The sequence below is a fragment of the Streptomyces sp. NPDC003379 genome (assembly GCF_053589195.1).
The window spans coordinates 62,559-79,544 of record NZ_JBSFRK010000004.1; the positions used below are offsets into that span (position 1 = coordinate 62,559).

Here is a 16,986-nt window from a genome sequence, read left to right on the forward strand (position 1 = left end):
CGCCGGTCAGACGAGCGCCGGTCGGCCAGCGCCGGTCAGGCCAGCGCCGGTCGGCCAGCACCAGTCAGCCAGCGCCAGTCAGACGAGCGCCGGTCAGACGAGCGCCGGTCGGCCAGCGCCAGTCAGCCAGCGCCAGTCAGACCAGCGCCAGCCAGCCAGCGCCGGTCAGGCCAGCGCCGGTCAGGCCAGTGCCAGTCAGACGAGCGCCGGTCAGACGAGCGCCGGGACATCCAGTGTCAACGTCCGCGCGTCCGCGTCCAGTTCGCCCCGCACCCCGAACGGCACGGTCAGCGCCCCGTCGCAGTGCCCGAACCCGAACTCCTCGACCACGGGCACGCCGAGCCCGCCGAGCCGGTCGGCGAAGAGCGCGCGCACATCGTCGTACGGCTCGCACTGCTCCCATGAGCCGAGCGCGATCCCGGCGACGCCCTCCAGCCAGCGCGAGCGCAGGAGTTGGGTGAGGATCCGGTCCAGGCGGTACGGCTCCTCGCCGATGTCCTCCAGGAACAGCAGGCCACCGCGCGCGGACGCCCGCGCCCCGGGGGTGCCGAGGTCGGCGGCGAGCAGCGACGCGCAGCCGCCGAGCGTGACGCCCCGGGCCCGTCCGCCGACCAGCGCCCTCGCGCGCCCGGCGGCGGGGATCACCTGGGCGGCCTCGGGGGTGAAGAGGGTCGTACGCAGGTGGTCCTGGGCGTCCGCGTTCTTGAGGAAGTCGGTCACGGCGGTCATGGGGCCGTGCAGGGTGGCCACGGCGAGCCGCGTGGCGAACGCCTCGTGCAGTGCGGTGATGTCGCTGTAGCCGAGGAACACCTTGGGCCCGGCCGCCCCGGCCGCCCCGGCCGCACCCGCCGCCCGCGCCGCCCCGGTCGCCTTCCGCAGCGCCGCCCAGTCGACGAGGTCCACCATGCGCTGGGCGCCGTACCCGCCGCGCGCGCAGAGCACGGCGGCCACGGACGGGTCGCACCACGCCCGCTCCAGGTCACGGGCGCGGGCGGCATCGGCTCCCGCGAGGTAGTCGAACTCCCGGTGCCGGTCCAGGACATGGGGCATGGCGAAGGGCTCCAGGTCCCAGCCGCGCAGGATGTCGAGGCCCGCTTCGAGACGGTCCTCCGGGACGGGTCCGCTCGGGGCGATGACGGCCACCCGCGCGCCGGGCGTGAGACGCGCGGGCCGTGCGAGGGGTCTCACTTGGCGAGCTCCAGGGTCGGCACGGACCCCGCCAGGTCGAGTCTGAACACCTGTGCGTACAGGGAGAGTTCCGCCTCCAGGGCGCGGATCATCGTGTCGGCGCGGCGGAATCCGTGGCCCTCCCCCTCGAAGGCGATGTAGGCGTGCGGGATGCCGCGCCCCTCCATCCTGGCGAGGAACCGCTCGGTCTGCGCGGGCGGACAGACCACGTCGTCGAGTCCCTGGAGGAGCAGGAAGGGGACGGTGACGCGTTCGGCGTGCTCCAGCGGCGACCGCTCCCCGTACCGCCCGGGCACCTCGTCGATCGGTCCGACGATGGAGTCCAGGTAGCGCGATTCGAGGTCGTGGGTCTCCCCCGACGCGAACGCGGCGAGGTCGAGCACCGGATAGATAATCGTCCCGCAGGCGTAGACGTCGATGCTGGTCAGCGAGACGGCCGCGGTCCAGCCGCCCGCGCTGCCACCGCGGATCGCGAGCCGGGCGCGGTCCGCGGTGCCCTCGTCGGCCAGCGCGAGCGCGACGGCCGCGCAGTCGTCGACGTCGACGACGCCCCACTGTTCGCGCAGCCGGTCGCGGTAGGCGCGCCCGTACCCGGTGGAGCCGCCGTAGTTGACCTCGGCGACGCCGATGCCGCGCGAGGTGAAGTAGGCGATGGCCAGGTCGAGTACGAGGGGTGAGCGGCCGGTGGGGCCTCCGTGTGCCCACACCACGTAGGGCGGCAGTTCGTCGTCGGGCGCGACGTGGCCGGGGTGGTGCGGCGGGTAGATGTGCGCGTGGACGGTGCGTCCGGCCGGGCCGGAGAAGGTGCGGATCTGGGGTTCCGGGTAGTACGTCGGGTCGACGGGGTCGTCGTGGGCGGCGCCGACGACGCGGGCGTGGCCGGTTCCGGTGTCCAGCTCCACGACCTCGTACGCGCTGCGCGGGCTCGCGGCGACGCCGACCACGCGGGGGCCGTGCGCGGCGACGGTCGAGGCCCACTCCGTCCAGGGGCCCGCCGCGTCGACGACTTCGCCGGTCTCGGGGTCGAGTATGCCGAGCGCGGTGGCGCCCTTGCCGTGCACGACGGCGATCAGTCCGGTCTCCAGCGGCGCGAACCAGCTGAGGCCGACCTGCCACAGGGGTCCCGCGAACTCCTCCTCGCGCGGGCACAGGGCCTGTACGCCGGTGGCGTCGTCCGGCGTCGCGCGGTACAGGTTCCACCAGCCGGTGCGGTCGCTGGAAAACAACAGCCGTCCGTCCGCGGCCCATTCGACCTGCGCGACGGACTCCTCGGGCCCGCCGGCGAAGGTCCGTGCGGCACCGAAGGTGCCGTCGCCGCGCACATCGGCGAGCATCAGCTCCGTGCCGTCCCACGGCATGCGGGGGTGGTCCCAGGCGATCCAGGCGGCGCGGGTGCCGTCCGGTGAGAGGCGGGGCCCGGTGACGAACCGGTGGGCGCCGTCGGACAGTTCGCGCACCGCGCCGCGGTCCTTTGCCGCCGAGCCGTCGAGCGGCACCGCGGCGATGACGCGGCGCACGTCGGTGGGCGCGTCGCCGGTGAACTCCTCAAGGACGCACCAGACTTCGCCCCGGTCGAGGCGCAGCACCGGATCGGCCCAGCGCAGGCCGCCGCCCACGGCGGAGAGGGGGGTCAGCGCCCGGGGCGCGGTGTCCGGGGCGTCGGGCTCGTACGCGTACAGGCGCTGGTCGGCGAAGTTCGCGAAGACCAGCAGCGGCCCCGCGGGGCCCTCGGCTCCGGCCCAGGGGCGGCCGCCGTACTCGACGACGCGGCTGCGCACGTTCCACGGCGCGGGCAGCACCGAGCGCTCCTCGCCGTCGGTCAGCCGGCGTACCAGTGCGCGGCGGCCGCCCTCGGTGGGGCGCGGCTCGGTCCACCACGTCTCGGCGCCGACGAAGCCGACGAACCCCGCGGCGCCGTCGTGGGTGGCGGCGAGCTCGGCGTCGATCGGTGACGGCCATGATCCGTACGCCCGGGTCTGCATCATGTCCTTTACTTCCCCCATTTTTCCTAGGCCGTGCGCAGAAAGCGGTCGAGGACACGGACGCCGAAGCGCAGCGCGTCCACCGGGACGCACTCGTCGACTCCGTGGAAGAGCGCCTGATAGTCGAAGCCCTCCGGTGTCCTCAGCGGCGAGAAGCCGTAGCCGGTGATGCCGAGCCGCGAGAACTGCTTGGCGTCCGTACCGCCCGACATGCAGTACGGCACGACGTGCCCTTCGGGCGCGAACTCCTCGACGGCCGCCCGCATCCTCGCGTACGTCGGCGAGTCGACCGGCGCCTGCAGCGCCACCTCGCGGTGGTGGAACTCCCAGTCGACGTCAGGGCCTGTGAGCAGGTCAAGCGTGTGGCGGAACTCTTCCTCGCCGCCGGGCAGAAAACGGCCGTCGACGTAGGCCACGGCCTCCCCAGGGATCACATTGACCTTGTAACCCGACTGGAGCATCGTGGGGTTGGCGCTGTTGCGGACGGTCGGCTCGACGAGCGCGGCGGTCGGGCCGAGCTTCTCCAGGAACGCGTCGACGTCAAAGCCGGGTGCCTCGGGGTCGCTCTCCAGGCCGTAGAGCGCGGCGAGTTCGACGAGCCCGGCGCGCACGGTCGGGGTGATCCGCACCGGCCACCGGTGCTCGCCGATGCGGGTGATGGCGGCGGCGAGTCTGCTGACGGCGTTGGCGCGGTTGACCTTGGAGCCGTGGCCGGCCTTGCCGCGCGCGGTGAGCTTGAGCCAGCCCGTGCCGCGCTCCCCGGCGGCGATCGGGTAGATCTGGTTGCTCCTGCCGTCGTGGAAAGTGAAGGCACCGGACTCGCTGATGCCCTCCGTGCAGCCCTCGAAGAGCGGGGCGTGCCGGTCCGCGAGGAACCCGGAGCCGTCGGCGGCGCTGGCCTCCTCGTCGGCGGTGAAAGCGATCACGATGTCCCGCCTCGGCCGGACCCCGGTGCGCGCCCAGCTCCGTACGACGGACAGGATCATCGCGTCCATGTTCTTCATGTCGATCGCGCCGCGGCCCCAGACGACGCCGTCGCGGACCTCCCCGGAGAACGGGTCCACGCTCCAGTCGGCCGCCTCGGCGGGCACGACGTCCAGGTGGCCGTGGACGAGCAGCGCGTCGGCGCCCGGGTCCGTGCCCTCGATGCGGGCGACGACGTTCGTGCGCCCCGGGGCGCGCTCCAGAAGCGTCGGGGTGAGGCCCGCGTCGGCGAGGCGTTCGGCGGCGTACTCGGCGGCGGGCCGCTCGCGGCAGTCGCCGTCGCCGCGGTTGGTGGTGTCGATGCGGATCAGCTCGGAGGTGAAGGTCACGACCTCGTCGAGCGCCTGCGCGTCCACCTGGTCGTGGCGCTCGTGATGGTGCGCCCGGTCGTGACGCTCCGGGTCGTGGTGGTGCTCCTGGTCGTCGTCCACGTGCTTGTCGTGCTCCTGATCGTCGCGCCCTTGGCCCTTGGCCGGGTCAGCCATACTGCTCCTCCACGGCGGCGTCGGCGATCGTCGTAACCGCCTTGAAGGTACGGATCCCCTCGTACATCGTCTCGCTGTCATACGCGACCTTGCGCTCCCCCGTACGGCGCACTCCCGGTACGACGGTCGAGGCCATCGACAGGTGTTCGGCGTCGAACTCGACCTCCACGGTGAAGGGGCCGCCGACCACCGGTTCATGGCACACGGCGAGCGCGGCGGCCTCCTTCGCCGCGGCGCGGATGTCGGCGGCGGTGCGGGCGGGGGTGCGGCAGACGGCGGCGTACCGCGAGACGTGGTCCTTGACCGCGACCTTCAGCGCGCCCGGCGCATAGCCGAGAGCGTCCTCGCAGGCCAGGTCGTCGCCGGTGACGAGCACGACGGGGACGCCGTACTCGGCGACGACATGCGCGTTCAGCAGCCCTTCACTGGCGCGTACGCCGTTGACCCAGACGCCGGTGATCTGGTTGGCGAGGTAGGTGTGCGCGAGGACGCCCTCCATGCCGGCGCCGGCGTGGTAGCCGACGAACGCGATGCCGTCCACGTCGCCGTGCTGCACGCCCTCCACCATGGAGAGCGACTTGTGCCGCCCGGTGAGCATCTGCGCCCGGTCGTCCAGCTCTTCGAGCAGCAGATTACGCATGGACCAGTGCGCTTCGTTGATGAGCACCTCGTCGGCGCCGCCGTCGAAGAACCCGAGCACGGCGGCGTTCACGTCCGAGGTGAACATCCCACGGCACCGCTCCCACTGCGCGGTGCCCGGCAGCACATCGGCCGGCCACGTCACTCCGGTCGCGCCCTCCATGTCGGCGCTGATGAGGATCTTCATAACCTTCCACCATCCCCTCACGTCAGAGTGGCAAACAGTGCACGCTGACATCAGTCGCCGACAGAGCCCGCAGCGCAGCGTGAGTGTAGTCACAGGCCACTCCGGGGCACGGCGGTGTCAGCGGCCCGTCATTGACCCGCCCTACGCTCCCCGTCCGTCCGGCATTGCGGGTGGGCTGACGGAGAAGGTGGGCGGATGCACGCAGGGACGCACCAGCGGGGGAAGCCGTTGTCCGGATGGGCGGCCTGGGCGGCCTGGGTCGCCGCTGCCGTGCTGGTGGCCTTCGCGGCGTCGGCGGACCCGGCGGACGCGGCGCATGCGGCGGGCCGTTCCGCCCTCGCGGCTGACGTCAACATCGTCGCGCTGCACAGCGGGATGTGCCTGGAAGTCGGCTCGGTCGCCGAAGGCGAGCCGGTCCAGCAGCGTCACTGCGCGGGAAAACGCGGGTCCCTCTGGACCCTGCGGCAGTCCTCAGCGGGATCGGACCTGGTGCATGTCGTCAACGCGTCCAGCGGCCTGTGCATGGCGGTGGCGGACTCCAGCCCCGCTGACGGCGCCCCGGTCCGCCAGGAGAGCTGCGGTGGCCGGGCCGGTGCGAGTTTCCGTCTGATGGACAGCGGCGAGGGAGCCTTGCTCCAGCCGGTGACGGCGAGTCCACGCAAGTGCGTGGGGGTGGCCGGCGCGTCGGTGGCCGACCGGGCGGAGCTGAAACAGTGGGCCTGCGAGGGCGGGGCAGGCGTCCGGTTCCAGCAGCGCCAGCCGCCGCGCGAGTGGCGTACGACGATCGTGAACTCCGCCAGCGGGAAGTGCCTGGGCATGCGTAACGCGGGCCACGGCGAACTGGAGTGGGCGCTGCAACGCACCTGTTCGGGCAGTGCCGATGAGATCTGGCGCATCGTGGTGATGGGCGGTGGCGGCGTGGCGATCGTCAACGTGAACAGCGACAAGTGCCTGGTGGCCACCCGGGACACGAACGGCGCCAACGGAAGCCAGGCCAAACAGGCCACCTGCGACGGGTATCCCTACCAGAGGTGGTCCATGGAGGAACAGGCTCCGGGCGAGTACGCGCTGAACAACCACCTCCTTCGCCAGTACCTGGGCATCCGACCACCGCTCACGGCCGACGCGGCCCTGGCGGAATTCTGGGAGCGGAGCCCCGAACGGGCCCAGGAATGGCGGATGAGTGGTGGGCCCGCGAGCGGAACGTACGCCGGTAGCTGTCCGGGGGCACGCCGAGCGTGCGATTGAAGTGCCGTCGCAGCGTGGTGGCGGTGCCCATGCCGGTGGCGGCCGCAATGGTGTCGACGCTGTCGTCGGACTTCTCCAGCAGCTCCTGGGCGAGGCGGATCCTCTGGGCCAGCAGCCACTGCAGGGGCGTGGTGCCGGTCGTCGCGCGGAACTGGCGGCCCAGGTGGCGCGAGCTCATCCGGGCCCGGCGCGCCAGGTCCTCCACGGTCAGTGGCTGGTCGAGCCGTTCGATGACCCAGGGGAACAGGGCAGTGAGCGGGTGGTCGTCCTGCGCGGGCACCGGGGCGGTGACGAACTGGGCCTGACCGCCGGACCGGTGCGGGGGGACCACCAGGCGGCGCGCGACGGTGTTGGCGATCGATGAGCCATGGTCGAGGCGGACGAGGTGCAGGCACAGGTCCAGTGCGGCGGCCTTGCCGGCGGAGGTGAGCACGCTGCCGTTGTCCACGTAGAGGACGCCGGGGTCGACCTCCACCTCGGGGTGGCGGGCGGCCAGGACGTCGGTGTGCGCCCAGTGCGTGGTGGCGCGCCCTCCGTCCAGCAGCCCGGCGGCGGCCAGTACGAACGCGCCGGTGCACAAGGAGGCCACGCGGGCGCCCGCGGCGTGAGCCGCGCGTACCGCGTCGACCAGTTCGGCGGGCGGCTCCACGTCGATGTCGGCCCAGCCGGGAACGATCACGGTGTCGGCGTACCGGAGGTGGTCGAGGCCGTGGTCGGGCTCCAGGCGGAACCGGCCGAAGGGCACGGTGTCCGGCCCGCAGACGGTGAGGTCGTACCAGGGGACGGTGACGGCGGCCGGGGCGGAGCCGAAGACCTCGTGGGCGATGGACAGTTCGAAGTGCAGCATCCCGTGGGTGACGGCGAGCGCGACAGTTGCCATGTCCGAAAGTGTATGAGGCATGTCGTTCCAGACGCTCACAGTTGACGGTTCAACCACGACAGGCTGTCCCCATCAGTCGAGCGCGGAACCGCACAGGACACAGGGGAGAAGTCATGGCAACGGGGCAGACAGTGACGGTGTACGGCGCATACGGGCACACCGGCCGGTTCGTGGTGGCACATCTGCGAGAGCGCGGATTCGTCCCGGTCCTCTCGGGGCGCGACGCCCACAAGCTGCGGGCACTGGCGGACGAACACCCGGGGGCCGGACTCGACGTCCGCCCCGCGTCGGTCGACGATCCGGTCTCGCTCGACCACGCGCTGGCCGGGGCGGCATCCGTCATCAACTGCGCGGGGCCCTTCGCCACGACGGCCGCCCCCGTGATCGAGGCGGCCCTGCGCGCCGGGATCCCGTACGTCGATGTGGCGGCCGAGATCGAGGCCAACGCCGACACCTTCGCGCGGTTCGCGGACCGCGCCCGTGCCGCGGGCACGGTGATCGTCCCCGCGATGGCCTTCTACGGCGGTCTCGGCGACCTGCTGGTCACCGCCGCCATGGGCGACTGGGACAAGGCCGACGAGGCGCACATCGCGTACGGCCTGAACAGCTGGGAGCCCACCGAGGGAACGCGCGCCGCGGGCAGGATCTCCGTCGAGCGGCGTGGCGGCCGCCGCGTCCGCTTCGCCGACGGGCGGCTGGAGTACCACAACGACGAACTGCCCACCCTGAAGTGGCCCTTCCCCGAACCCATGGGCCCGAGGGCCGTCATCGGCGAGTTCACGATGGCCGACGTCGTCACCGTCCCGAGCCATCTGTCCATCCCCGAAGTGCGCACGTACATGACGGCCGAGGCGGCCGGCGGCGTCGCGGCCCCGGACACGCCGGCCCCCTCCGCGGTCGACGAGCAGGGGCGGTCCGCGCAGACCTTCCTCGTCGACGTCGTCGTACGCTCCGGGGACACCGAGCGGCGCGCCGTGGCAAGCGGCCAGGACATCTACGCCGTCACCGCGCCGCTCGCGGTGGAAGCGGTCGACCGCATCCTCACCGGGCGGACCAGGACGGTCGGCGTCGCCTCCGCCGGCAAGCTCTTCGACGCGCCCGACTTCCTGAGGGCGCTGTCCCCGCACATCACCCTGGAACCGCGCCCGTAACAGCCGTCGTCAGAGCCACGGCCTGCCCGGTTCGCAGCCCAGGCACACAGTCGCCCTCAAGGCCGTACGGGCGCACGATGGAGATAGCGGAGCCGGAACGAACGAACGGGTATGCCGGAAGGAGGTGCGACGCCATGTCCCAGTTCATGGACGTCCACCACGGGATGCAGGGCATTACGGCCGACCAGCTGAAACAGGCCCACCAGGCCGACCTCGCCATCGAGAAGGAAGAAGGCGTCCACTTCGAGAAAGCCTGGGCGGACCCGCAGTCCGGCACGGTCTACTGCCTCTCCGAGGCGCCCTCGGCGGACGCGGTCCAACGCATCCATGAGCGTGCCGGCCACCGGGCCGACGAGGTCCACGAGGTCCCCCTGACCGTGTGAGCAGCACCCTGTGAGCAACACCGTGGGAGTGGCCGGATCCTTTCAGGTCATGACCTTCTGGCCACTCGTTGCCGTGGGGGCGGCATGGGCGCTGGTTCGACCGCGTACTGGCTGAAGAGGTGCTGTTTCCGCTCACGGAAGTCGGCCACGCGCGCGCCGCGGAGGCTCTGCGTGAGCGCCTGCGACCTGGTGCTGCGGCCGGAGCTGGCGCCGGGGCTGTCAGGGGTCGGCGTACACCGTTGAGGTAGGCGGTCCTGGCCCACCTGCCTGACCTCTTTTCAGGGCGTACCGGCTCAGTCGAGTTCGTCCCGTGCCGCGGGCAGCTCGCGGGCGCCGAGGCGCAGGTGCTCGATGTGGTAGACGGCCTCGTCCAGGAGCTGGGCCACGTGGTTGTCGTAGAGGCTGTAGACGATGCGGCGGCCCTGCCGTGAGCCGGTGACCAGGCCGAGGGCGCGCAGCAGGCGCAACTGGTGGGAGACCGCCGACTGTTCCATGCCGACCGCCTCGGCGAGCGCGCCGACGCCGCACGGTCCCTGGCGCAGCTTGGTGAGGATCATCAGCCGGGACGGGGTGGCGAGCGCCTGCAGGGTGGCGGCGATCGCGGCGGCGGAGTCCGCGTCGAGGTGCGTCGCAGGTGTGATCTCGCTGTCGACTCCGTGTCCCATGCGGCAATCCTACTCGGCGCACACTTGAAGACCTCTTCATGTATTCCGCTATGGTGGGCTGCGCCGCTTCTCCAGCGCGTGTGAAGGCGTGTGTGACGGTGCCGACGGCTTGACGTGCCGGACGGCTTGACGCGTGCCCGACGGCTCTCGATGACCCCTGACCACGAGGTGTGCTCCGATGTCTTCCGCTCTGGTGGGCGACCGGCCGGCCCCGGCCCCCTCCCCCGGCTCCCCCGCCGCTCCCGCGCGTGCGCGCCGTACGCGGCTGCTCGCCCTGCCCGAGGTGCGCTGGGCGGCGCTGGCCACGGCCGCGTTCCTGCTCGCGTTCCCGCTCGACCTCGCCGGGGCGCCCGCCTGGGCGTGGGGGCCGCTCTACGCCCTCTGTTACGCGGCCGGCGGCTGGGAGCCGACCGTGGCGGGGCTTCAGGCGCTGCGGGAGCGGAGCCTGGACGTCGATCTGCTGATGGTGGTCGCGGCTCTCGGCGCGGCGGCCATCGGGCAGTTCCTCGACGGCGGCCTGCTCATCGTCATCTTCGCCGTCTCGGGAGCGCTGGAGGCGCTCGCGACGCGGCGCACCGCCGACTCCGTGCGCGGTCTGCTGGACCTGGCACCTGCGATGGCACTCCTGCTCACTGCGGAGGGCGGCGAGGAGAGGGTGTCGGCGGACTCACTGAGGATCGGCGACACCGTCCTCGTACGACCCGGTGAACGGCTGCCCGCCGACGGCACCGTGCTGGACGGCAGCAGCGACGTCGACCAGGCGACCATCACCGGTGAGCCTCTGCCGATGGCCAAGGACATGGGCGACGAGGTGTACGCGGGCACCCTCAACGGCACGGGCGCGTTGCGCGTCCGCGTCGGCCGTGACCCGTCCGACTCCGTCATCGCCCGCATCGTCGCCATGGTGGAGGAGGCGAGCGAGACCAAGGCGCCCACGCAGCTCTTCATCGAGAAGGTCGAGCAGCGGTACTCGGTGGGCGTGGTGGTGGCCACCCTCGCGCTGTTCGCCGTTCCGCTCGCGCTCGGCGCCGCGTTCACGGAGACGCTGCTGCGGGCCATGACCTTCATGATCGTGGCGTCGCCCTGCGCGGTGGTGCTCGCCACCATGCCGCCGCTGCTCTCCGCGATCGCCAACGCCGGGCGCCACGGCGTGCTCGTCAAGTCCGCGGTCGTGATGGAGCGGCTCGGGGCGGTGACCAAGGTCGCCCTGGACAAGACGGGGACGCTGACCGAGGGCGCGCCGCGTGTCACGGAGATCCGGACGCTGCCGGGCACGGACCTCACCGAGGACGAGGTGCTGTGTCTGGCCGCGGCCGCCGAGCACCCGAGCGAACATCCGCTGGCGCGCGCCGTGGTCGCCGCCGCCCGCGAGCGTGGGCTGCCCCTGGAGAGCGCGCGGGACTTCGTCGCCGCTCCGGGACGCGGGGTCCGCGCGGTCGTCGCGGGCCGCGAGATCCAGGTCGGCAGCCCGGACCGGCTCCTCGACGGCGACTCCTCTTGTACGTCGGTCATGGCGGTGGACGCGATGACGCGGGAGGCGACTACGGCGGCTACCGCTGCCGCTGCGGACGACGACGCCCGCACCGTCGTACTCGTCGTGGTCGACGGCGTCCCCTCTGCCCTCCTGCGCCTGGCCGACCTGCCGCGCCCCGGAGCCGCCGAGGCCGTCGCGGGCCTGCGTGAACTCACCGGCTCCAGCCCCGTGTTGCTGACCGGCGACACGCAGCACGCCGCCGCACGCCTGGCGGAGGAGACCGGGATCGAGGAGGTGCGGGCCGGGCTTCTTCCGCAGGACAAGGTGGCGGCCGTACGGGAGTGGGAGGGGCGGGGTGAGCGGGTCCTCGTCGTCGGGGACGGCGTGAACGACGCGCCCGCGCTGGCCGCCGCGCACAGCGGCATCGCCATGGGGCGGACCGGTTCCGACCTGACCCTGGAGACCGCCGACGCCGTGGTCGTGCGGGACGAACTCGCCACCGTTCCCGCGGTCGTGGCGCTCTCCCGGCGGGCCCGGCGCGTGGTGGTGCAGAACCTGGTCATCGCCTCCGTGTGCATCGGCGCCCTGGTGGTCTGGGATCTGGCGGGGCATCTGCCGCTGCCGCTCGGCGTCGCGGGCCACGAGGGGTCCACGGTCCTGGTCGGCCTCAACGGCCTACGCCTGCTGCGCCGTTCGGCGTGGCGACAGGAGGGCGGCACGGGCGGCACACGCCGCTGAGTTCGAGGGTGTGCTCCAGTTCGGCGAAGCCGGTCGTCTCGCCGAGGCGCTCGGCCCACGCCTCGACGTCCCGCGCGTCGACCGGCTGGCTGCGGCCGCAGCGGCGGCAGATGAGGTAGTGCCGGTGCTCGTCGGTGGGCCGCCGCAGATAGAGCCGCTCGCCGGTCTCATCGCGTACGACGTCGACGAGACCGGCGCGGTCGAGGTCCCGCAGCGCGCGGTAGACGGTGGTGAGCCCGACCGCGCTGCCGGCCCCGACGAGCAGCCCGTGCAACTCCTGCGCGGAAACGAACTCCCGGCACCGCGCGAGTGCTTCCAGCACGGCGACACGCTGGGGAGTCCTACGCGCCCCGACCCCCGAATCCCCACGCCCCACCTCCTCAGTCACCACGCCCACACCCCCGCCCACACGCACGCGACGCGCCCCGCCACTCACGGCAACGCCTCGCCCGCCGCCGGGGGCGGGGCGGCCGCCCGGAGCGGGGCGTACGTCACGGCCGGGGTGGACACCGAGAATGGGGCGGATGGCGTCGGCAGGGCAGGTGCCCTCGGCAAGCCGGGGGCCGTGGGTAGGCCAGGTGTCGGGAACGGGGCGGGCCCCGTCGGCAGGGCCGGTTTCGCGCGGGGGGCGCTGCCGAAGCTGAGGGTTCTGTAGACCGTTACGCCGCCCGCGAGCTCCCCGCATGCCTGGGCCGCTGCCGTTACGCGGCGCGTGTACGCGGGGTCCGTGGCGTCGAGCAGGATGCCCAGGGTCGTACCGCTGTGTCCGACGGCCACGCCCAGGCCGCCGACATCGCGGCAGATCGCCCGCATCGGCTCCAACAGCCCCTTGTGGCGCAGGCGTTGGTTCATCAGGGCGCTGCGCGTCGCGATGCGGCCCACCTCCGCGAGGTCACGGGCGCGTACGCCCTCGGTGAGCCGGCCGAGGAGGTCGGCGTAGGCGCGCCGGTCGGCCGGGGTGAACGGCTTGGGGATGCGGTTGAAGTCCACCGTGTCGACCGAGCCGCCTTCGTCGACGCCGACCACGGCCATGGCGGGCAGCGACCCGAGGACCGCGCGGAGCCGCACGCTGCGGTGGTGGAAGGCGACGATCGCGGGGTAGAGCACGCCGTCGGTGGGTTCGATGCGGGACAGGAGCCGTTCGATCCGGGCGGGCGGCATGGCGACGCCGAGGGCCCGGCCGACCGCCCGCGCCGTGGCGACGAGGTCGGCGGAGGAGCTGGCGAGCCCCTTGCCCTCGGGGATCACGCTGCTGACGGTGAGCACCCCGCCGCGCGCCGACCGCGCCCCGCGAGGCGCCAACTCCGCGATCATTCGGGTGAGTCGGAGCGCTTTCGTCTTGCGCGGCGGCCAGACCTCCAGCTCTCCCGAGTCGGACTCCTGCCGGAAGGTCGCCATGGTCCAGCGTGCGACGGGCAGCGTCACCAGGAAGTCCCCGTCCTCCTCCGGCAGCACTCCCTGGAGCAGCTCGCCGAAGGTGCCGAAGGCCGTCCCCACCCCGGTTCCCATGCCCACACCGGCTCCCGTGCCCACCCCCGCTCCCGGCCTTCCTCCCGGGGACGGGCCCCGCCTCGGCAGGCGAGCCCCCGCTCCGGCCTCCTGGGACAGCTTCACGCGACTCCTCTCGACACGGCGGGGCACACAACGGCACCGCCGCCCCTCACGGACCAGTAAGGACCAGTGTGGCGACCTTACCCGGTCTTGACAATCATTTTCATCTAGTGTGATGCTCTCGGCGTCTTCCGCTCCGACGTCCCTACGGGGGGATCTCCGCCATGCACCCACATATCGCCGAAGCCGTGAAGAGACCCGATCTCATATCCCTCGAACCGGATCTGGCCTGCCTCCGGTTCGAGACCATGAAGATCTACTCGGCTCTCGGAGCCGTCCGCCACCTCCTCGAAACCGGTGCCGTCGAACCCGGCGACACCCTCATCGACAGCTCCAGCGGCATCTACGCCCAGGCCCTCGCACTCGCCTGTCACCGCTACGGAATGAAGTGCCACATCGTCGGCTCCACCACCGTGGACCGCTCCACGCGCGTACAGCTGGAGATACTCGGCGCCACCCTGGAGCAGGTCGCACCCTCCAAGAACCTGCGCCTCGACCAGGAGTTGAGGGTGCGCCGCATCGCCGAGATCCTGGCCGACAACCCCTCGTACCACTGGATGCGGCAGTACCACGACGCCATCCACTACCACGGCTACCGCGAGGTCGCCGAGTCGATCGACGAGGACCTCCCCGCCGGGCCCCTCGCGCTGGTCGGCGGCGTGGGGTCGGGGGCCTCCACGGGGGCCGTCGCCACGTATCTGCGCGAGGCCGGGCGGGACGTGACGCTCATCGGCGTACAGCCCTTCGGCAGCGTCACCTTCGGCTCCGAGCACGTCGCGGACCCGGACATGATCATCGCCGGGATCGGCAGCGCCATCGCGTTCCAGAACGTCCGGCACGAGCTGTACGACCGCGTGCACTGGGTCAACTTCGACAGCGCCGTCTCCGGAGCGGTCTCCCTGCTGCGCACCAGCGGCATCTTCGCCGGGCTCTCGGCGGGCGCCTCGTATCTGAGCGCGCTGTGGGAGCGGCGCAGGGACGACTCCCGTACGTACGTCTTCATCGCGGCCGACACCGGCCACCGCTATGTCGAAAGCGCCTACGCACGGCACCAACAGGCCCTGGACATCGACACGTTGAAGCCGCACGAGATCACCTCGCTCGACGAGCTCAAGCACCCCTGGTCCACGACGGCCTGGCCCCCCGTCACCTCCTGAACCACCCGCTGAACCACTTCCTCAATCACCCCCCGAACCGCCCGGCGATCCCAGAGAGAAACACACATGCCGCACCCCATACCCCACACCGTCGCCGAGCTGACCGAGGCCGTCCTCGCGGGCGCCCACGGCCCCGACCCCGCCGAGCTGAGCGTCACCAGCGCGTTCTGGCTCTACAACACCACTCGGCTGGCCGGCGGCGACGTCACGTACCACAACCACTACCTGCTGCTGCGCGTCGGCGACTCCTTCGGCGCCTGCTCCTTCGAAGCGGGCGAACTCGCCCCGGAGTTCTGTGAGAACGCCTCCGGCCACTCCCTGGACAAGCTCCTGCGCGACGAGTGCACGCCGGTGCGCACCGCCGCCCTCGACGCGTACCTGTCGCGGGTGCGCCCGCACCGCGACGCCGACGACGCCGAGCGCGTCATGCTGCCCACCGGCACTCCGGAGGTCCGCGCCGAGGCCCGCGACGCCGCCGTCGCCGGGCTCCTCGACATCGCGCCCGGCGCCAAGGTCGCCCTGATCGGCGTGGTCAATCCGCTCGTCGCCGCGATACGGGAGCGGGGCGGCGTCTGTCTGCCCTGCGATCTGAATCTGCGTACGACCGCGTGGGGCGAGCCGGTCAGCGACGACATGACCGAGGTGCTCGCGCAGGCGGACGCGGTGGTCGCCACCGGGATGACGCTCAGCAACGGCACCTTCGACCTGATCCTCCAGCACTGCGTCGAACACCAGGTGCCGCTGACCGTGTACGCCCAGAGCGGCAGCGCCGTCGCCCGTGCCTTCCTCGGCGCGGGGGTCACCGGGCTGAACGCGGAGCCGTTCACGTTCTCCCAGTTCAGCGCAGACGCCACGCCGATGTACCGCTACCGCGCCGCCCTCCCGAACGGAGCGGCCGCGTGAGCGTCGACGCCGTCAAGGGCCCCGCGGCGGACAAGGCCGAGGAGCCGGTACCGGGCGATCTGCGCATGGCCCGCACCCTGTGGCCGGTCCTGCTCGCCTCCGCGGTCGGCCTGCTCCCGTTCACCGTCTTCAGCACCTACCTCGTACCGATCGCCGACGAGGCGGGCAGCGGCGTCGCCGCGATGGGCGGCCTGCGCGGACTCGGCGGGCTCGCCGCCCTCCTCGTGGGCACCGCGCTCGCCCCACTGATCGACCGGGTGCCCAGGGAGTGGGCGGTGGCGGGCGCGCTCGCCGCGCTCGGCCTCTCGGCGGCGCTCGGCGCCAGCGGCGACTTCGTGCTGCTCGCCGTGTTCTGCCTGCTCATCGGCGCGAGTACGGCCGTCCTCAACCCGGCGCTGACGGCTGCCGCCGCCGACCGCTTCGGCACCGGCAAGGCCGCGGGCCGCGCGGCGACCCTGGTCACCGCCACCCAGTCGATGACCGCCATGCTCGCGGCGCCCGTCATCGCGCTGCCCGCGCTGTTCTGGGGCTGGCAGGGCGACCTGTTCGGCGTGACGGTGGTGTCGCTGCTGCTCGCGGCGGTCTTCGTGGCCCGGCGCAGGAGGCAGCGGGAGGCGTCCCCGGTCGACACTCCCGCCGAGCGGCGCCTCGGCTACCTCGCCTCGTTCAAGGCCCTGGCGGCGGTGCGCGGCGTGGTGCCGCTGCTGCTCATCGGGTTTCTGCGCACCGCCGTTTTCATGGGCTACCTGTCGTATCTCGCGGCCTTTTACGAGGAGCGGTTCGACCTCGACGCCGGGCTCTTCGCGTTCGTATGGACGCTGAGCGGCGCGGCGTTCTTCGTCAGCAATCTGCTCACCGGCCGTGTCACCAACTCCGCGGCGCCGCGCGTCACCACGGAGCGGATGCTCGTATTCGGCCTGGTCGCGGCCCTCGTCTCCGTCGTGGGCTTCTACTTCACGCACTGGCTGCCGCTCGCCCTCGCCATGACGGCGCTGCACGCGGCGAGCCACGCGATCGTCGCCGCGTGCGTGGTCAGCCTCATCGTGCGGCGCTGCGGCACGACGCTGCGCGGCTCGGCGCTGAGCCTGAACGCGGCGGGACAGAGCCTCGGCGTGTTCGCCGGCGCGGCGCTCGGCGGCGCGGGCCTCGGCCTCGCCGGCTACCCCGGCACCGCCGTCGTCTTCGGCGCCCTGGTCGTCGCGGCGCTCGCCGCGGCCGTCCTGGTGCCGCGCGCGCACCGGGGCGACGACGAGGAGACGGAGGCCGAGACCCCGTGAGCACCGTCGTGGAGGCGGCTCCCGCACCGGCACG

14 protein-coding genes and 1 pseudogene are annotated in these 16,986 nt (G+C 72.5%); 7 read left to right on the forward strand and 8 right to left on the reverse strand.

Annotation, left to right across the window (positions count from 1 at the left end; translation table 11 throughout):
- Window positions 1-210: 210 nt before the first annotated feature.
- Genes ACWDVB_RS05330 through ACWDVB_RS05345 form a run of 4 tightly spaced genes read right to left on the reverse strand, consistent with a single transcriptional unit; the run spans window position 211 to window position 5,465 of the window.
- Window positions 211-1,188, reverse strand: coding sequence for a S66 peptidase family protein (locus ACWDVB_RS05330; RefSeq protein ID WP_451514209.1), 978 nt, complete (start codon window positions 1,186-1,188; stop codon window positions 211-213).
- Window positions 1,185-3,170, reverse strand: a complete 1,986-nt coding sequence (locus ACWDVB_RS05335) for an LpqB family beta-propeller domain-containing protein (protein ID WP_451514280.1) — start codon at window positions 3,168-3,170, stop codon at window positions 1,185-1,187. Before ACWDVB_RS05335 ends, ACWDVB_RS05330 begins: the two co-directional genes overlap by 4 nt.
- Window positions 3,171-3,196: 26 nt before the next feature.
- Window positions 3,197-4,639: a M20/M25/M40 family metallo-hydrolase gene (locus tag ACWDVB_RS05340; RefSeq protein ID WP_451514208.1), complete on the reverse strand. Its 1,443-nt coding sequence runs from the start codon at window positions 4,637-4,639 to the stop codon at window positions 3,197-3,199.
- Window positions 4,632-5,465 carry a M55 family metallopeptidase gene (locus ACWDVB_RS05345; RefSeq protein ID WP_451514207.1) on the reverse strand — a complete coding sequence of 278 codons (834 nt, stop codon included), beginning with the start codon at window positions 5,463-5,465 and terminating at the stop codon, window positions 4,632-4,634. The genes ACWDVB_RS05340 and ACWDVB_RS05345 overlap by 8 nt, the downstream gene beginning before the upstream one ends.
- A 195-nt stretch (window positions 5,466-5,660) precedes the next feature.
- Between ACWDVB_RS05345 and ACWDVB_RS05350 the strand changes: the two are divergent.
- A pseudogene (locus ACWDVB_RS05350) lies at window positions 5,661-6,548 on the forward strand (RICIN domain-containing protein); the annotation flags it as partial.
- Between the two features lie 31 nt (window positions 6,549-6,579).
- On the opposite strand, the gene ACWDVB_RS05355 reads toward ACWDVB_RS05350, so the two are convergent.
- The gene (locus tag ACWDVB_RS05355; protein WP_451514206.1) at window positions 6,580-7,593 is read right to left on the reverse strand and encodes a helix-turn-helix domain-containing protein; all 1,014 of its coding nucleotides are present in this window, start codon (window positions 7,591-7,593) and stop codon (window positions 6,580-6,582) included.
- 113 nt (window positions 7,594-7,706) lie between these two features.
- Between ACWDVB_RS05355 and ACWDVB_RS05360 the strand changes: the two genes are divergently transcribed.
- Together ACWDVB_RS05360 and ACWDVB_RS05365 are read left to right on the forward strand one after the other, a co-directional pair.
- Complete coding sequence (locus tag ACWDVB_RS05360; RefSeq protein WP_451514205.1) at window positions 7,707-8,744, forward strand: saccharopine dehydrogenase family protein; 1,038 nt, start codon at window positions 7,707-7,709, stop codon at window positions 8,742-8,744.
- 134 nt (window positions 8,745-8,878) lie between these two features.
- Window positions 8,879-9,127, forward strand: a complete 249-nt coding sequence (locus tag ACWDVB_RS05365; RefSeq protein WP_451514204.1) for an SCO4226 family nickel-binding protein — start codon at window positions 8,879-8,881, stop codon at window positions 9,125-9,127.
- 293 nt (window positions 9,128-9,420) lie between these two features.
- Here ACWDVB_RS05365 and ACWDVB_RS05370 read toward each other — a convergent pair whose 3' ends face one another.
- Complete coding sequence (locus ACWDVB_RS05370) at window positions 9,421-9,792, reverse strand: ArsR/SmtB family transcription factor (protein WP_451514203.1); 372 nt, start codon at window positions 9,790-9,792, stop codon at window positions 9,421-9,423.
- Between the two features lie 178 nt (window positions 9,793-9,970).
- On the opposite strand from ACWDVB_RS05370, the gene ACWDVB_RS05375 reads away from it, so the two are divergent.
- Window positions 9,971-12,004, forward strand: a complete 2,034-nt coding sequence (locus tag ACWDVB_RS05375) for a heavy metal translocating P-type ATPase (protein WP_451514202.1) — start codon at window positions 9,971-9,973, stop codon at window positions 12,002-12,004.
- On the opposite strand, the gene ACWDVB_RS05380 is transcribed toward ACWDVB_RS05375, so the two are convergent.
- Window positions 11,934-12,419: a Fur family transcriptional regulator gene (locus ACWDVB_RS05380; RefSeq protein ID WP_451611942.1), complete on the reverse strand. Its 486-nt coding sequence runs from the start codon at window positions 12,417-12,419 to the stop codon at window positions 11,934-11,936. The genes ACWDVB_RS05375 and ACWDVB_RS05380 overlap by 71 nt on opposite strands.
- A 17-nt stretch (window positions 12,420-12,436) precedes the next feature.
- Entirely contained in the window at window positions 12,437-13,513 is a 1,077-nt protein-coding gene (locus tag ACWDVB_RS05385; RefSeq protein ID WP_451514201.1) for a GHMP family kinase ATP-binding protein, read from the reverse strand.
- 266 nt (window positions 13,514-13,779) lie between these two features.
- On the opposite strand from ACWDVB_RS05385, the gene ACWDVB_RS05390 reads away from it, so the two are divergent.
- From ACWDVB_RS05390 to ACWDVB_RS05400, 3 genes are all read left to right on the forward strand, one after another.
- The gene (locus ACWDVB_RS05390; RefSeq protein ID WP_451514200.1) at window positions 13,780-14,772 is read left to right on the forward strand and encodes a pyridoxal-phosphate dependent enzyme; all 993 of its coding nucleotides are present in this window, start codon (window positions 13,780-13,782) and stop codon (window positions 14,770-14,772) included.
- A 66-nt stretch (window positions 14,773-14,838) separates the two neighbouring features.
- Complete coding sequence (locus ACWDVB_RS05395) at window positions 14,839-15,675, forward strand: Rossmann-like domain-containing protein (protein ID WP_451514199.1); 837 nt, start codon at window positions 14,839-14,841, stop codon at window positions 15,673-15,675.
- Window positions 15,672-16,952, forward strand: coding sequence for an MFS transporter (locus ACWDVB_RS05400; RefSeq protein ID WP_451514198.1), 1,281 nt, complete (start codon window positions 15,672-15,674; stop codon window positions 16,950-16,952). The genes ACWDVB_RS05395 and ACWDVB_RS05400 overlap by 4 nt, the downstream gene beginning before the upstream one ends.
- Window positions 16,953-16,986: the final 34 nt, after the last annotated feature.

Bases quoted from the DNA above. Each gene is read 5' to 3' on its own strand.
- ACWDVB_RS05335 (WP_451514280.1), bottom strand. From the start codon at position 3,170: ATGCAGACCCGGGCGTACGGATCATGGCCGTCACCGATCGACGCCGAG.
- ACWDVB_RS05340 (WP_451514208.1), bottom strand. From the start codon at position 4,639: ATGGCTGACCCGGCCAAGGGCCAAGGGCGCGACGATCAGGAGCACGAC.
- ACWDVB_RS05345 (WP_451514207.1), bottom strand. From the start codon at position 5,465: ATGAAGATCCTCATCAGCGCCGACATGGAGGGCGCGACCGGAGTGACG.
- ACWDVB_RS05355 (WP_451514206.1), bottom strand. From the start codon at position 7,593: ATGGCAACTGTCGCGCTCGCCGTCACCCACGGGATGCTGCACTTCGAA.
- ACWDVB_RS05360 (WP_451514205.1), top strand. From the start codon at position 7,707: ATGGCAACGGGGCAGACAGTGACGGTGTACGGCGCATACGGGCACACC.
- ACWDVB_RS05365 (WP_451514204.1), top strand. From the start codon at position 8,879: ATGTCCCAGTTCATGGACGTCCACCACGGGATGCAGGGCATTACGGCC.
- ACWDVB_RS05370 (WP_451514203.1), bottom strand. From the start codon at position 9,792: ATGGGACACGGAGTCGACAGCGAGATCACACCTGCGACGCACCTCGAC.
- ACWDVB_RS05375 (WP_451514202.1), top strand. From the start codon at position 9,971: ATGTCTTCCGCTCTGGTGGGCGACCGGCCGGCCCCGGCCCCCTCCCCC.
- ACWDVB_RS05385 (WP_451514201.1), bottom strand. From the start codon at position 13,513: ATGGGAACCGGGGTGGGGACGGCCTTCGGCACCTTCGGCGAGCTGCTC.
- ACWDVB_RS05390 (WP_451514200.1), top strand. From the start codon at position 13,780: ATGCACCCACATATCGCCGAAGCCGTGAAGAGACCCGATCTCATATCC.
- ACWDVB_RS05395 (WP_451514199.1), top strand. From the start codon at position 14,839: ATGCCGCACCCCATACCCCACACCGTCGCCGAGCTGACCGAGGCCGTC.